The sequence below is a fragment of the Massilia sp. Soil_C_3 genome, from assembly GCF_057657035.1.
The window spans coordinates 82,821-97,142 of sequence record NZ_JBDGJG010000001.1 but is presented as its reverse complement, the minus strand read 5'-3'; the positions used below and the strand labels follow the sequence as shown (position 1 = coordinate 97,142).

At 67.5% G+C, this 14,322-nt stretch carries 14 protein-coding genes; 6 read left to right on the top strand and 8 right to left on the bottom strand.

The window, feature by feature from the left end:
* Nucleotides 1-10 precede the first annotated feature (10 nt).
* From AC3A6F_RS00395 to rsmB, 8 genes are all read right to left on the bottom strand, one after another.
* Nucleotides 11-1,288: an EAL and HDOD domain-containing protein gene (locus tag AC3A6F_RS00395; RefSeq protein ID WP_487677937.1), complete on the bottom strand. Its 1,278-nt coding sequence runs from the start codon at nucleotides 1,286-1,288 to the stop codon at nucleotides 11-13.
* 125 nt (nucleotides 1,289-1,413) lie between these two features.
* Nucleotides 1,414-2,178, bottom strand: coding sequence for a class II glutamine amidotransferase (locus AC3A6F_RS00390; protein WP_487677935.1), 765 nt, complete (start codon nucleotides 2,176-2,178; stop codon nucleotides 1,414-1,416).
* A gap of 108 nt (nucleotides 2,179-2,286) precedes the next feature.
* On the bottom strand, nucleotides 2,287-2,544 hold the full coding sequence (locus AC3A6F_RS00385; protein ID WP_005667861.1) for a BTH_I0359 family protein: 258 nt from the start codon (nucleotides 2,542-2,544) through the stop codon (nucleotides 2,287-2,289).
* Between the two features lie 117 nt (nucleotides 2,545-2,661).
* The gene (locus AC3A6F_RS00380) at nucleotides 2,662-3,078 is read right to left on the bottom strand and encodes a GTPase (protein ID WP_487677933.1); all 417 of its coding nucleotides are present in this window, start codon (nucleotides 3,076-3,078) and stop codon (nucleotides 2,662-2,664) included.
* Nucleotides 3,075-3,830 carry a response regulator gene (locus AC3A6F_RS00375; protein WP_147936584.1) on the bottom strand — a complete coding sequence of 252 codons (756 nt, stop codon included), beginning with the start codon at nucleotides 3,828-3,830 and terminating at the stop codon, nucleotides 3,075-3,077. Before AC3A6F_RS00375 ends, AC3A6F_RS00380 begins: the two co-directional genes overlap by 4 nt.
* A 242-nt stretch (nucleotides 3,831-4,072) precedes the next feature.
* Nucleotides 4,073-6,361, bottom strand: a complete 2,289-nt coding sequence (locus AC3A6F_RS00370; protein ID WP_487677931.1) for a sensor histidine kinase — start codon at nucleotides 6,359-6,361, stop codon at nucleotides 4,073-4,075.
* On the bottom strand, nucleotides 6,351-6,926 hold the full coding sequence (locus tag AC3A6F_RS00365; protein ID WP_320476246.1) for a DUF4390 domain-containing protein: 576 nt from the start codon (nucleotides 6,924-6,926) through the stop codon (nucleotides 6,351-6,353). Before AC3A6F_RS00365 ends, AC3A6F_RS00370 begins: the two co-directional genes overlap by 11 nt.
* A 43-nt stretch (nucleotides 6,927-6,969) precedes the next feature.
* Nucleotides 6,970-8,577 (bottom strand): 16S rRNA (cytosine(967)-C(5))-methyltransferase RsmB, encoded by a 1,608-nt coding sequence (gene rsmB, locus AC3A6F_RS00360; RefSeq protein ID WP_487677929.1) that lies wholly within the window; start codon nucleotides 8,575-8,577, stop codon nucleotides 6,970-6,972.
* Between the two features lie 205 nt (nucleotides 8,578-8,782).
* Between rsmB and argS the strand changes: the two genes are divergently transcribed.
* Genes argS through AC3A6F_RS00330 form a run of 6 tightly spaced genes read left to right on the top strand, consistent with a single transcriptional unit; the run spans nucleotide 8,783 to nucleotide 14,234 of the window.
* Nucleotides 8,783-10,495 (top strand): arginine--tRNA ligase, encoded by a 1,713-nt coding sequence (gene argS, locus AC3A6F_RS00355; protein WP_487677927.1) that lies wholly within the window; start codon nucleotides 8,783-8,785, stop codon nucleotides 10,493-10,495.
* 45 nt (nucleotides 10,496-10,540) lie between these two features.
* Nucleotides 10,541-11,209 (top strand): SPOR domain-containing protein, encoded by a 669-nt coding sequence (locus AC3A6F_RS00350; protein WP_487677926.1) that lies wholly within the window; start codon nucleotides 10,541-10,543, stop codon nucleotides 11,207-11,209.
* 7 nt (nucleotides 11,210-11,216) lie between these two features.
* Nucleotides 11,217-11,999, top strand: coding sequence for an SDR family oxidoreductase (locus AC3A6F_RS00345; protein WP_487677924.1), 783 nt, complete (start codon nucleotides 11,217-11,219; stop codon nucleotides 11,997-11,999).
* Nucleotides 11,996-12,760: a biotin--[acetyl-CoA-carboxylase] ligase gene (locus AC3A6F_RS00340; protein ID WP_487677922.1), complete on the top strand. Its 765-nt coding sequence runs from the start codon at nucleotides 11,996-11,998 to the stop codon at nucleotides 12,758-12,760. The genes AC3A6F_RS00345 and AC3A6F_RS00340 overlap by 4 nt, the downstream gene beginning before the upstream one ends.
* Nucleotides 12,757-13,500, top strand: a complete 744-nt coding sequence (locus AC3A6F_RS00335) for a type III pantothenate kinase (RefSeq protein WP_487677920.1) — start codon at nucleotides 12,757-12,759, stop codon at nucleotides 13,498-13,500. Before AC3A6F_RS00340 ends, AC3A6F_RS00335 begins: the two co-directional genes overlap by 4 nt.
* Nucleotides 13,494-14,234, top strand: coding sequence for an SPOR domain-containing protein (locus AC3A6F_RS00330; protein ID WP_487677918.1), 741 nt, complete (start codon nucleotides 13,494-13,496; stop codon nucleotides 14,232-14,234). The genes AC3A6F_RS00335 and AC3A6F_RS00330 overlap by 7 nt, the downstream gene beginning before the upstream one ends.
* Nucleotides 14,235-14,322: the final 88 nt, after the last annotated feature.

The window sequence follows — 14,322 nt, the reverse complement described above, 5'->3', positions numbered from 1 at the left end:
TGAGCTCACCTCAAATCGCGTAGCGCACCACCTTGTCGCTCCACTCGAACGCCGACACCTCGAGCTCGGCCAGGTCGTCGCCATCCATCGACAGGCTCCTGAGACCCGCCAGCATGTCGTCCCCCTCGTCGTCCATGCGCTCGATCGATTCGGCCAGTTTCAACAGCTCGCCGAAGAAGCCGCTGCGCTGCAGCAGCGCGGCGCGCACTTCGTCGATCACGGGGATCTGCTCCACGATGTCCATCATCGGGATGCAGAACAGCGTGTCCATCAGGGACATCATGCCGACCGTGAAGGCGACATCGGCGACGTTCTTCTGGCCGGGGCGCAGGCGCTGGGCCAGCAGCTCCATCAGGCGCGCGCGCGTGGTGGCCAGCAGCAGGAGCGGGCTCTGGCTGTGGCCGCGCACGTCCGGCTCGGCGTACAGCAGGATCTGCAGCCAGCGCTGCAGCTGGCGCCGGCCCAGCAGGGTCAGGGCCTGGCTGATCGATTCGATGCGCCGGCCCGCCCCCAGCGCCGGCGTGTTCACCAGGCGCAGCAGGTTCAGGCCGATCGTCACCTCGCGCTTGACCACGCGTTCGATCTCGGCATTGTCGGCATCGGAGGCCACCAGGTTCACCAGGTCGAGCACCGTCGTCTGCGACGGCGACAGCTTGCGGCTGGACATCACCGACGGCTTGGCGAAATAATAGCCCTGGAAGTAGTCGAAGCCGATATCCAGGCAGGTGCGGTATTCGCTGTGGTTCTCGACTTTCTCGGCCACCAGGCGCTTGCCCGTGGTGCGCAGGCGCGGCGCCAGCGACAGCAGGGTCACGGCCGGCAACGCGCGCAAGTCCATCTTGACGAAGTCGATCACCGGCAGCAGGCGCGACAGCGCCGGACCGTGGGCCGCCGCCTCGGCCGCGAAACGGAAGCCATGCGCGCCCAGCGCCCGCATGCGCTCGATGACGGCGTCGTCCGGCTCGACCGAAGCGACGATCTCGAGCACCGTGCGCTCGCGCGGCAGGAAGGCGAACATATCGCTCATCAGGACGTCCTTGTCGACGTTGATGAAGGCGTTGGCGTCGCCGATCGCGCGCGGCAGGCCGAGCTGGGATGCATGGTGGATGACGCTGGCGCTGGCCGACAGGCCCGAATCGAAATGGGCCGGGCCCTGGGCGCTGCCACGGAACAGCAGTTCATAGCCGAACAGCGCCTGGTTGCGGTCCAGCACCGGCTGGCGCGCGAGGTAGAAATGGCGCATGCGTAGCGGCTGGGAGGCCTCGTCGAGGCTGGCGGTATCGGTCATCTCGTTCTCGTTCTCGCGTCAATCGGACTACTTTACCGCATCCATCCCGGCGTGTGTCTTCTTGGCACTAATTTATTGAGAGAACGTTATTCGCGAAACATCCAAGTTATCACAAAAGAATGTGTCTACTGAGGCAGTCCATCGACGAACACCTTCAGCTCGCCCGGCGCGAAATGGGTCCACTCCTCGTTCGTCGTCAGCGGTTCGGTGACAATGATCGCGACCCGGTCGTCGGGCGTGGTCACCTGCGAGAAGTCGACCGACAGGTCCTCATCGGACAGGCAGGCCGTCACGAACGGATACTTGCGCACCACGTAGCACAGCTTGGTCGAGCAATGGGTGAACAGCGCGGTGCCGTCGGACAGCATCATATTGAAGGTGCCATGCGCGGCGATGCCGGGAATGATGCGTTCGAGCAGGCCGCGCAAGGCCTCGCGGCTGGGCGCCGTGTCGCCGAATTCGCGGCGCATGCTTTGCAGCAGATAACAGAAGGCCCGTTCGCTGTCGGTGGTGCCGACCGGACGATAGGGCCCGTCGAGCACGGGCGCGAAATCCTTGAGGTCGCCGTTATGGGCGAACACCCAGTAGCGGCCCCACAGCTCGCGCACGAATGGATGGCAGTTTTCCAGCGCCACGTGGCCGACGGTGGCCTTGCGGATATGGGCGATGACGTTGGTCGACTTGATCGGGTAACGCTTGATCAGTTCGGCGATCGGCGAGGCGATGGCGGCCTGGTGATCGACGAAGTGGCGTACGCCGCTGCCTTCGAAGAAGGCGATTCCCCAGCCGTCATGGTGGGTGTCGGTACGGCCGCCGCGGTGGGCGAAGCCGGTAAAAGAGAAGACAATGTCGGTGGGGACATTGCAGTTCATTCCAAGGAGCTGGCACATGGGCGGCAGCTTACCATGCCGGATAAAAAAAGCGCCATCGCCCGCTGGTGGCAATGGCGCTCGGGGACTTCAGCGCAGCAGACCCGTGTGACGGCTCAATGCAGGCGCTCAATGAAGAACGACAGGCTGGCTCATCAGGGTGTCATACGAGCCCAGGAAATCGTCGATTTCTTCCATGGTGGGTTCGCTGGCAATCAGGTTGTTGACGTCGCGCCGGAACGATTGCGCGAGGCGGCCGCCGATGAAGGCCTCGCGACGGCCGGCCTTGTCGACGATCTCGAAGCCGCCAAATCGCAGCGCTTCGAGTTCACGGTCGACACCGAACTCGACGACGCTGTACTGTTCGCTGTTATAGATCATGTTCATGATGACTCCTTCGATCAGAAATTAGTGCAACCCTGCCGCATGGCGGCGTACGGCAGGCTGTTCACTTCGCTTCAGAGGTGGGGCTGTCCGAACCGATTTCAAGACCGTCAAGTGCCTTCAGGCGTGGACGGTGGGGTTCAGTGCCAACAGCTGATCGTATGGCGGCGCTGCAAGCCACGATCGCAACTGATCAAGGTGTTCGCTGCTCGCCAGGCCGAGGAACAGGCGTCCCGGGCGTTGGCGTAGCAGTCGATTCAATGTTACACGCAAAACGAGATTGCCGTCGCAGCACAGGCAACCCGGGGCGATGCGCACCACCTGCAGGCCGGGAGCGGTTTCCAGCGCCGTGGCGGCCACGCCCAGGCCTTCGAGGATGACGGCGTCAAACGCCTGGGACGTGTCTGTGCCGACGCCAGCAGCGCCAGCATCAGCGGAAGTAACGGAGGGTGGAATGGCCAGCAGCGCCGCGATCGCCTGTTCGCGTGCGGCGGCGCTGGCGCCGATGACGAGGACGGTGGCCGCGCGGGCCATCATCCCCCTTTCTTGGCGAGCTTGCCCGGTTCGACGCCCAGCTGCTTGAGCTTGCGGTACAGGTGGGTGCGTTCGAGGCCGGTCTTCTCGGCCACGCGCGTCATGCTGCCGCCTTCGCGGCCCAGGTGGTGCTCGAAATACATGCGCTCGAAGGCGTCGCGCGCCTCGCGCAGCGGCAGGTCGAACGACAGCGTATAACCGGTGCCCTCGCCCTGCGACACCGCATGCACCATGCGTGAACCGTTGCCCATGCCGACGCCGGGGCCGGGCTGCACGCCCGGCGGGGCGAACATCGGTGCGCTCGGGGCGGCGATGGCGGCGTCGCTCGCCACCGGCGGGGCGCTCGGCGCGATCGGGCGCGGCGGCGCCATCGGTGCGCGCGCCACCTCTTGCGCGCGGGTCAGGCCCTGCTGGACCGCCTTGAGCAGCTTTTGCAGGGCAATCGGCTTTTCGAGGAAATTCAGTGCGCCGATGCGGGTCGCCTCGACCGCCGTGTCGATGGTCGCATGGCCCGACATCATGATGACCGGCATCGTGAGCAGGCCGTCGCGCTGCCATTCCTTGAGCAGCGTCACGCCATCGGTGTCCGGCATCCAGATATCGAGCAACACCAGGTCTGGCGTCGCGGCCGCACGCGCCTCGCGCGCCTGCTGCGCGTTCTCGGCCAGGGTGATGGCATGGCCTTCGTCACCGAGAATCTCCGACAGGAGTTCCCGTATGCCCATTTCATCGTCAACTACGAGTATGTTCGCCATCGTTTCTACCTTCCTGATCTTCTACCCGTCACGTGTGCAATTTTATAAGTTTTTTTGCACTTAAGCCAAGTTTGCTGATGGGGATGAATTTGAGTGTCCTGAAATGGAGGTTCGTTGAACAATCAAAGTGGCGAAATCTGCCTGAGACAAGGAACAAAGCACAGCAAGGCCGGGAGCCTTGCGCGCATTTGTGACGCAGTATCAGGCAGATTCTCGCCAGTTTGATTCAATGAATCTCCATTTCAGGACGCTCCAGCTAACTTTAGCAGCAAAATCGATACCGCTGCGCCAGTTCCATCGCTGCGGTTGCCGACGTCGATCCGGCCCCCGTGCTCGTCCACAATCTTCTTGACCATGGGCAGGCCCAGACCGGTGCCGCGGGCCTTGGTGGTGACATACGGCTCGAAGGCGCGCGCCAGGATGCGCGGCGCGAAACCGGGGCCGTTGTCGACGATCGCCAGGCGCACCGCGGTGCCCGCGAGCCCGTCGGCGCCGGTGTAGTGGATCGCCTCGGTGCTCACGTCCACGCGCGGCGGCGGGGCGTCGGGGCCGCGCTCGACCAGCGCATCCTGGGCGTTCTGCACCAGGTTGTGGATCACCTGGCGCAGCTGGGTCGCGTCGCCCATCACGCGCGGCAGATCGGGCGCCAGGCTGGCGTGGATGATGTCGTGACCATCCTCGGCCAGGTACAGGTTCAGGATCTCGCCGATCAGGGCGTTCAGGTCGAGCTGGTCGAGCGTTGCCGGCGGCGTGCGCGCATAGTCGCGGAAGTCGTCGACCATGCGCTTCATGGCGTCGACCTGGTTGACGATGGTGGTGGTGCTGCGGCGGAGCAGCTCGGCTTCTTTCTGCGGCAGGCTGTCCTCGAGCTTCATCTGCATGCGTTCGGCCGCCAGCTGGATCGGCGTGAGCGGGTTCTTGATCTCGTGCGCCAGGCGCCGCGCGACTTCGCCCCAGGCCACCGAGCGCTGGGCCGTGATCACGTCCGAGATATCGTCGAACACCACGATGAAGCCACTGTCGGCGCCCACCGGCAGGCGCGAGCCGCGCGCCAGCAGCACCAGGTCGTGGTCGTGTTCGTCGCCGCTGCCGCGGCGCGGAATCTCGATCTGCTGCTGCCAGTGCGCGCGCTTGCGCCGCTCGGCGGCCGAGTGCGCGCTCTGGGCCGAGAAGGCGCGCGCGATGCAGTTCGAGAAGTGTTCCAGGCCCGGGATCCGGGCCAGCGGCCCGGCCATCGCGCCAGGCTCCACCTGCAGGATGCGATAGGCCGCGTCGTTCGAGTTCACCACCAGGCCTTCGGCGTCGAGCACGATCACGCCGGCCGACATATTGGCCAGCACCGATTCAAGGTGGGCCTTGGCGCTTTGCAGAGCGGCGCGGTTGCGCTCGACCGCGCTCCTGGCCTCGAACAGCTGCCCGGTCATGGCATTGAACGACTGCGTCAGCGTGCCCAGTTCGTCCTTGGTCTGGACGATCGGCCGCGGCGACAGGTCGCCCTCGGCCACCGCCTGCGTGCCCTCGGCCAGCACCAGGAGCGGCTGCGCCAGGTTGCCGGCGATGAGGAAGGCGCTGCCGACCGCGCCGAAGATCGCCAGCAGCAAGGTCAGGGACAGCATCCCGATATACATCTTGCGCAGGCCCGTGCGCGCTTCCAGGCGCAGCCGGTATTCGCTGTAGGCCGAGCGCAGCACCTCGGCGTTCGAGGCCAGGTTGACCGGCACCGATTGCAGCAGCTGCAGGTAGCGCTGCGGCGCGCCGGGCGGCTCGGGCACGGCCAGCACCACGCGCAGGCGCAGGCCGGTGACAGCGTCGAGCGCGCTCGAGACGCCGTCGAGCCCCTCTTCGCTCAGGTCGCGATCGACGCCGCCTTCGGCCAGCGCATACCCGCCCGGCATGGCCGCGCTCTTGAGCATGCGTTCGTTGGGCGCGTCGGCCGCGAGGTTGGCGCCGCGGTCTTCCAGCGCCGCGGCCAGCACCGCGCCCTTCTCGTCGACCAGCATCGCGCTTTGCAGGCCGCTGGTGTCGGCCAGCAGGCGCGCCAGCACCGGCTGCGCGCTCATGTCGCCCTGGCCCGCCAGGGTCGCGGCGGCGGTCTGCGCGGTCGCGCCCAGTTCGGCCAGCGATTCGTCGAGCGCGGCGCGGCCCAGATTCAGGCCCGACTCGATCGCCGACTCGATCTTGACGTCGAACCAGGAATCGATCGAATGGGAGACGAACTGCACCGACACGATGAAGATGACCAGGCCGGGCAGGATGCCGATGCCGGCGAACAGCAGCACCAGTCTGGCCATCAGGCGCGAGCCGAACTTGCCGGCCTTGTAGCGCGAATACAGGCGGCCGAGGGCGACCGCGACGAAGATCAGCAGGATGAAGGCCACCGTGCCGTTCAGGCCGATCAGCCAGGCGTAGTAGCGGCCGAGGAATTCGGAATTGGCGGAGGCCGAGGCCAGCAGGAACAGCAGGATGGACACCACGGCCGCGCCCACGACGAGGGCGTAGCGCAAGACCTGGTTGACCGGTCTACTCTGCACGATAGGTAAAGGTCTTCCGGCTGGACGTCAGGCGCCAGTCGGAATCGTTGAAGGCGTTGACCTGCAGCGGCTTCTGCAGGTATTCGCGGTCCATGTACATGCGCAGCGAGACTTCGTAGACTTCGCCCTGCTTGAGCTTGCCCTTGGGCGCGATCAGCCAGCGGGTCGGCCGGCGCACCATGAACATCGCATCCTCGAAAGTCTGGAAGCGTTCCTGGAACGAGCCGACCACCGTCACGTAATACTGGCGCGTCAGCACGTCGTAGGAAATGCGGATGGTGCGCTTGGCGGACACCGCCCGCTCGTCGCGCCACCACCAGCGCGGCCGCACCAGCTCGATCTCGGTGGTGAAATGCAGTTGCACGCCGTGCTGGAGCGCATCCCGCAAGCCGCTATTGAGCTCGAAATCGTAGACCGTGTTGAGCCGGTAGCCGTCGTCGCTGGCTTCGATCGCGGCGCGGGCGATCTCGATCCCGTCGGCCGCCCGCGCCGGTACCCACGCACCAACGCACGCAAGCGCCAGCAACAGCTGGCAGGCGAGGAGGCGTAAAAGTCGTAACGTCACGGGTGAGCCGGGGCCTTAAAAAATGCGCGTAGTGTAAAAGAACTTACGCCGCTTTCTTCTGGAACAGGGCGTAGAACAAACCGTCATGATCCTGTCCGGCGCCGCCGAGCGGCAGGAGTTGGCCCGGCGCGTCGAGGCGGACCGCGTCATGGCGAGCCGCGAAAGCGGCTGCCTGCGCCTCCGATTCCTGGGGCCAGAGCGAACATGTCACGAACAGCAATTTACCATCGGGCAGCAACATCTGCCAAAGATTGTCGAGTATTTTGGAAGAAAGTGTTGCAAGTTGGGATGTATCCGACTTGCGGCGCAGCCAGCGGATATCCGGGTGGCGGCGCACGATGCCCGAGGCGGTGCACGGCACGTCGGCCAGGATACGATCGTATTGACGGCCATCCCACCAATCGCGGCTGCCGGCGTCGGCGGCCAGCAGGGTCGCGTCCAGGCCCAGGCGGCCGAGGTTGTCGCCCACGCGCGCCAGGCGCGCCTGGTCGGTATCGATCGAGGTCAGCTGCACGTCAGCCGTCTCGAGGATGTGGCCGCTCTTGCCGCCGGGGGCGGCGCAGGCGTCCAGCACCCGCATGCCGTCCTTGAGGTCGAGCAGCGGCGCGGCCAGCTGGGCGCCGGCGTCCTGCACCGACACCACGCCTTCGGCGAAGCCCGGGATCTGGGCCACGTTGACGGCTTGGGCCAGGCGCACCGCATTCGGCCCCACCTGCTCGGCCTGCAGGCCGGCGTCGTTCAGCGTGTGCAGATAGGCGGCGACGTCAGACTTGCGGCGATTCACGCGCAGGGTCAGCGGCGGATGGACGTTGCCGGCCGCGAGCACGGCTTCCCACTCGTGCGGATAGGCCGCGCGCATGGTGTCGATCCACCACTGCGGATAATTGAAGCGCGCCAGCGGCTCGCGCAGGGCCTGCTCGACCAGCGCTTCGCGCTCGCGCAGGAAGCGCCGCAGCACGGCGTTGACCATGGCCTTGGCATGGGCGAAATCGGGATGGGCAGCGGCCGCGCTGACGGCCTGGTCGACCACGGTGAAGGCCTCATAAGGGGCGGCCTGTCCCTCGGGCGTATCGAGCAGGGAGAGGGCGGCAGCCAGCAGGCCGCCCAGCATCGGCGGCTCGGGCGCCTTGCTCGTCATCAGGCCCAGCAGGGTCTCGCTGCGGCCCAACTGGCGCATGGTGCGGTAGGAGATATCCTGGATCGCGCCGCGCGCCTGCGGCGTGGCGTCGTAGGCGGCGAAGACAGAGGCCAGGGCCTGCGGCAGCGCACTGCCGCCGCGCACGCGCGCCACGGCGCCGGCGGCGCCCAGCAGCGCCAGGGCCAGCGAGTCGGACTTGAGGTCGGGACGGAAGTCGCGCTGCGGCGCGACTTTTACTTCGTGGCTCTCGCGCAGCCGGGGTTCCTCGCGCGCCGGACGCGACTGGCCCGGGAAGTCGCCGCCCTGCACCCGTGGCGGCTTGCCGACCGGACGACTGTCGGGGCTGCCCGGACGCGGCTGGCTAGAAGCGGCCGGTCCTGGTTTGGCGCCGCCACGACCCGCGGCGCCCTGGCCGCCCTGCCCCGGATTGCGGCCGACCGTGCCCGCAGTGCGGCGGTCGGCGGCGGGCCTGGCCTTGGGTTTCAGGGAGAGCGTTGGACGCTTGTCAGTCATGGCGAATAAAATGTTGCGAAAATGGGCTCCCATTGTAACGGTTATGCCTTTGGCGACGCTTAATATGGTTGTTGAACCGCCAATCGCGAACGCCGTGGCCAGCCAAAGCGTGGCATCAAACTAGTATAATGTGCACTGTTTGCCTGCTCATCTTCCCGATAATAGGCGCCGTCCATTCGTAGTACCTAATTTTTCGACCATTCCCATGCTCGCCCAACAAAAACAACAAATCGTTGCCCTGTTCCAGGCAGCCCTCGCCCCGATCGTCGCCGGCACCGACCTGGCCCCCAATGTGGTGCTGGAGCGTCCGCGCGATCCCTCGCACGGCGACATCGCCTGCAATATCGCCATGCAGCTGGCCAAGCAGCTCAAGACCAATCCGCGCGAACTGGCCACCCGCCTGGTCGCCGCGCTGCAGGCCGAGCCGGGCGCGCAGGGCCTGATCGAATCGGCCGACATCGCCGGCCCGGGCTTCATCAACCTGCGCGTGGCCGCCGCCGCCAAGCAGGCGGTGGTGCGCGACGTGCTCGAGCAGGGTGAGGCCTTCGGCCGCACCGGCGCCGCCAGCGGCCACCATGCGATCATCGAATTCGTCTCGGCCAACCCGACCGGTCCGCTGCACGTCGGCCACGGCCGCCAGGCCGCGCTGGGCGATGCGCTGTCGTCGCTGTTCGAATCGCAGGGCATCGACGTGACCCGCGAGTTCTACTACAACGACGCCGGCGTCCAGATCGCCACCCTGGCCACCTCGGTGCAGGCGCGCGCACGCGGCTTCAAGCCGGGCGACGCCGAATGGCCCGAGTCGGCCTATAACGGCGACTACATCGCCGACATCGCGGCCGACTTCCTGGCCAAAAAAACCGTGTCGGCCAGCGACGGCGAACCGGCCACCGCCAGCGGCATTGTTGAAGACATCGAATCGATCCGCCGCTTCGCGGTTACCTACCTGCGCAACGAGCAGGACCAGGACCTGCAAGCCTTCGGCGTCAAGTTCGACAACTACTACCTCGAATCGTCGCTGTACGCCGACGGCAAGGTCGAGACGGCGGTGCAGGCCCTGGTCGATGCCGGCAAGACGTATGAAGACGGCGGCGCCCTGTGGCTCAAGACCACCGACTACGGCGACGACAAGGACCGCGTGATGCGCAAGTCCGACGGCACCTATACCTATTTCGTGCCCGACGTCGCCTACCACATCCAGAAATTCCGCCGCGGCTTCGACCAGGCGATCAATATCCAGGGCAGCGACCACCACGGCACCATCGCGCGCGTGCGCGCCGGCCTGCAGGCGGTGAACATCGGCATCCCGCAGGGCTACCCCGACTACGTGCTGCACAAGATGGTCACCGTGATGAAGAACGGCGAAGAGGTCAAGATCTCCAAGCGCGCCGGTTCCTACGTCACCGTGCGCGACCTGATCGAATGGTCGGGCAATGGCGACGTCACGCGCGGCCGCGACGCGGTGCGTTTCTTCCTGATTTCGCGCAAGGCCGACACCGAGTTCGTGTTCGACGTCGACGTCGCCCTCGCGACCAATGACGAGAATCCGGTCTACTACGTGCAGTACGCCCACGCGCGCATCTGCTCGGCGCTGGCCAACTGGGGCGGCGACGTCGCCGGCCTGGCCAAGGTGGATCTGGCGCCGCTGACCGAATCGCACGAGTCGCAATTGCTGGCCAAGCTGGCCGCCTACCCCGAGATGCTGCAGCGCGCGCAGGCCGAACTCGGTCCGCACCAGGTCGCGTTCTACCTGCGCGAACTGGCCGGCGAGCTGCACAGCTACTACTTCGCGCACAAGTGGCTGCTGGACGACGACGAGTCGCTCAAGCTGGCCCGCCTGGCGCTGGCCGCCGCCACCCGCCAGGTGCTGCGCAACGGCCTGGCCCTGATCGGCGTCTCGGCGCCGGACAAGATGTAAAGCACAGGTAGCACCAAGCCCAACGTCTCATCACCAGAAAGCGTCATGACCGACATCCGTACCGTATCGAAGCTTAGCCAACGCTACCAACGCGGCAGCACCCTGACCGGCATCATCATCGGCCTGATCATCGGCCTGGGTATCGCGGTGGCGGTCGCGCTCGTGATCACCAAGGGCGCCTCGCCGTTCACCGACCGCTCCAACAAGATGGGCCGCCCGGCCGACCTCGAGCCGAGCCAGGCGTCCGACCCCAACAAGCCGATGTACGGCAACCGGGCGCCGGTGCCGGTGCCCCAGGCGCCGGCCCAGCCGAGCGCGCCGGCGACCGTGCCGAAGGCGCCCCAGCAGCAGCCCGATTCCGACCCGCTGGGCGCCGCCATCGCCGGCATGCAGGAGCCGCGTCCAAGCGCGCCGCCACCGCCGCCGGCCCCGGTCAACACCGCCGCTCCCGCCCCCGGCGCCGCGGCCGTGACCGACGGCTATATCTATTACCTGCAGGCCGGCGCCTTCCGCGAGATGTCCGATGCCGAAAACACCCGCGCCAAGCTCGCCCTGCTCGGCTTCGAGGCCGCCATCAGCGACCGCACGACCGACAGCGGCGTGCTGCACCGGGTGCGGGTGGGCCCCTACTCGCAAGTCGAAGCCGTCAACAAGGCGCGCGCCAAGCTGCTCGACAGCGGCATCGACGTCGCCATCGTGCGCAACCAGCGCTGATCCCACGATGACGCGGACGGAGCGCGTCTTCATCACCGGCGCCTCGAGCGGCATCGGCGCCGCCCTGGCGCGCGAATACGCCGCGCGCGGCGCCACGCTCGGCCTGCTGGCGCGGCGGCGCGATCACCTGCTTGCGCTGGCCGCCTCGCTGCCCCACCCCGAGCGGCATCACATCTATGCGGTCGACGTGCTCGACCGCGATGGCCTGGCCGCCGCCGCGCATGACTTCATCGCGGTCAACGGCGGCGCCGACGTCGTCATCGCCAGCGCCGGCATCTCGCACGGCACGCTCACCGACCGCGCGGCCGACCTGGCCGTGTTCGACGCGGTGTTCGCCACCAATGTGAATGCCACGGTCGCCACCTTCGCCCCCTTCATCCCCGCCATGCGGCAGCAGGCGACGCCCTGCCGCCTGGTGGGCATCGGCAGCGTGGCGGGCGTGCGCGGCATGCGCGGCGCCGGCGCCTACTGCGCCAGCAAGGCCGCAGTGCACAGCTACTGCGAGGCGCTGCGGCTCGAACTGCGCGCCACCAACATCCGGGTGGTGACGATCGCCCCCGGTTATATCGACACCCCCATGACCAGCAAGAACCGTTTTCCCATGCCATTCCTGATGCCCGCCGACCGCTTCGCGGCGCAAGCCGCCGCCGTGATCGCGCGCGGCGACAGCTACCGCGTATTGCCCTGGCAGATGGGCGTCGTGGCCAAGCTGCTGCACCTGCTGCCCAACTTCGTGTTCGACCGCCTGTTCGCGCGCGCGCCGACCAAACAGCGCCAGGGGGAAGCATGAACGCCGACGGCATCCGCGCACTGTCGAAGGCCGGCGTGGCGGTCGAAGTCGTGGCGCAGACCGGCTCCACCAATGCCGACCTGCTGGCGCGCGCCGCGACGCTACCCGCGCCGCTGCTGCTGGTGGCCGAACATCAGACCGCCGGCCGCGGCCGCGCCGGCCGCAGCTGGCTGTCTTCGCCCGAAGGGTCGCTGACCTTTTCGTTGGCCTGGAAATTCGACGGCGGCCCACAGCTTCTTACCGGCCTGCCGCTGGCGATCGGCGTGGCGCTGGCCGAGACCCTCTCTGGCCTGGGCCAGCAGGTCCAGCTGAAATGGCCGAACGACCTGCTCAAGGATGGCGACAAGCTGGCCGGCATCCTGGTCGAGACCCAGTCCGCGTCGGGCGGCGGCACCTGGACCGTGATCGGCATCGGCCTGAACCTCCTGATGCCGGACGAGATGGAAGCGCAACTGGGCCGCAGCGCCGCCGGCATGCCCTGGCTGGCGCGCATGGAGCGCGACGTCCTGATGGCGGCCCTGCTCGACGGCCTGGCCGCGGCGCTGACGGAATTCGCCGCGCGCGGCTTCGCGGCCTTCGCCGCGCGCTGGAACCTGCGCCACGCCTGGCAGGGAGAAACCGTGGTCTTGCTCGACCAGGGCACGGTGCGGCACGAGGGCCGCGCCGCCGGCGTCGACGACAGCGGCCGCCTGCTGCTCGACACGGCGGAGGGCCGGATCACGGTCATGGCCGGCGACGTCTCGCTGCGGGTGAAGACATGATGCTGCTGGTCGACGCGGGCAATACCCGCGTCAAGTGGGCGCTGGCCGATGCCCCCGCTGCTCTCGGTGAGTGGCGCTCCCACGGCGCCGTCCTGCACGCGCAGCTCGACGAAGTGGCGGCCGAATGGATGGCCGCCGGCGTCACGCGGGCACTGGTGTCGAACGTAGCCGGTCCGCAGCTGGCCGCGCGCATCGCAGCCCTGCTGCCGACGGAGATCGAGGTCGAATGGTTCGCCTCCACCCTTGAACGCGCCGGCCTGCGCAACGGCTACCGCGAGCCGGGCCGGTTGGGCTGCGACCGCTTCGCCGCCGCCATCGGCGCGCGCGCGCTGGCGCCCGGCCAGGACCTGGTCGTCGCCACCTGCGGCACTGCGACCACAGTCGACGCGGTCACGGCGGATGGCTTGTTCGTGGGCGGCATGATCCTGCCCGGCCTGGCCCTGATGGCGTCCAGCCTGGCCGCGAATACGGCGCAACTGCCGCAGGTGGCGCCAGGCGCCCTGCCTGCGCTCTTCGGCGACAATACCAACGACGCGATTCTCTCCGGCGTGCTGTCGGCCCAGGCCGGCGCGATCGAACGCGCCGTGGCCGGGCATCGCGCGTCGGCCTGCATCGTCTCGGGCGGCGCAGCGCCGCATATCGCGCCGGCGCTCAAGGTTGCGCACCAGGTGGTCGATAATATCGTGCTGGTCGGCCTGCAGGCGGCGGCCGCATCGACGAAAGGGGAAACGCCTTGCTGAAATTCGTATTCTGGGCGCTGCTGGCCGCGAACGGGGCGCTGCTGGCCTATGGCCAGGGTGTGCTCGGCCAGCCGGGGGCCGGCGAACGCGAGCCGGCGCGGCTGAAGAACCAGCTGGCGCCCGAACGCATCACGCAGCTGACGGCGGTCGAGGCCAAGCGCGCGCTGGACGAAGCCAAGCAGGAAGAGGCCGACGAGGCCGCGCAGCCTGAGGCTGCCCCGCCGCCGCCAAACCCAACGCTGGCGGCGCCGGTTGCCGTCGCCGCAAACCTGGTTGCCTGCGTCCAGGCCGGACCTTTCAGCGCAGCGGACGCACGCCGTTTCGAAGCGCGGATCGCGAGCCTGGACCTCGCGGCGCGCCAGTCGCGGGTCGAGGTCCCCTTCCAGGAAGTGACCAGCCGCCTGGTCTACCTGCCGCCGAACGGCGGCCGCGAAGGCGCCCAGCGCCGCGCGGCCGAGCTCAAGGAACGCGGTGTCGAAAATTTTTACATCATGCAGGGCGACTCGCCGCTGCGCTGGGCGATTTCGCTGGGGGTGTTCAAGACCGACAGCGCGGCCCAGAAGCTGGTGGCGCAGTTGCAGCGCCAGGGCGTGCACGGCGTGCAGGTCTTGCCGCGCGGGCCGCAGGTGATGCGCGCGGGCTACCAGTACCGGGCGATCGAACCGCCGCTGCGCGCCAGGCTGGCCGGCATCGCCGACGATTATCCGAATGCGGGGCTGCGAGACTGCAACTGACGGCGTCGTAATCCGCTCGCCTGGAAGCGCACCTGTGGTGCGCTTTTTTTTTCGGCAACTCGCCATCCAACCACTTCCGCAAAAATGT

Bases quoted from the DNA above. Each gene is read 5' to 3' on its own strand.
- AC3A6F_RS00335 (WP_487677920.1), top strand. From the start codon at position 12,757: ATGATGCTGCTGGTCGACGCGGGCAATACCCGCGTCAAGTGGGCGCTG.
- AC3A6F_RS00350 (WP_487677926.1), top strand. From the start codon at position 10,541: ATGACCGACATCCGTACCGTATCGAAGCTTAGCCAACGCTACCAACGC.
- AC3A6F_RS00345 (WP_487677924.1), top strand. From the start codon at position 11,217: ATGACGCGGACGGAGCGCGTCTTCATCACCGGCGCCTCGAGCGGCATC.
- AC3A6F_RS00375 (WP_147936584.1), bottom strand. From the start codon at position 3,830: ATGGCGAACATACTCGTAGTTGACGATGAAATGGGCATACGGGAACTC.
- argS (WP_487677927.1), top strand. From the start codon at position 8,783: ATGCTCGCCCAACAAAAACAACAAATCGTTGCCCTGTTCCAGGCAGCC.
- AC3A6F_RS00340 (WP_487677922.1), top strand. From the start codon at position 11,996: ATGAACGCCGACGGCATCCGCGCACTGTCGAAGGCCGGCGTGGCGGTC.
- AC3A6F_RS00385 (WP_005667861.1), bottom strand. From the start codon at position 2,544: ATGAACATGATCTATAACAGCGAACAGTACAGCGTCGTCGAGTTCGGT.
- AC3A6F_RS00390 (WP_487677935.1), bottom strand. From the start codon at position 2,178: ATGTGCCAGCTCCTTGGAATGAACTGCAATGTCCCCACCGACATTGTC.
- AC3A6F_RS00380 (WP_487677933.1), bottom strand. From the start codon at position 3,078: ATGATGGCCCGCGCGGCCACCGTCCTCGTCATCGGCGCCAGCGCCGCC.
- AC3A6F_RS00395 (WP_487677937.1), bottom strand. From the start codon at position 1,288: ATGACCGATACCGCCAGCCTCGACGAGGCCTCCCAGCCGCTACGCATG.
- rsmB (WP_487677929.1), bottom strand. From the start codon at position 8,577: ATGACTGACAAGCGTCCAACGCTCTCCCTGAAACCCAAGGCCAGGCCC.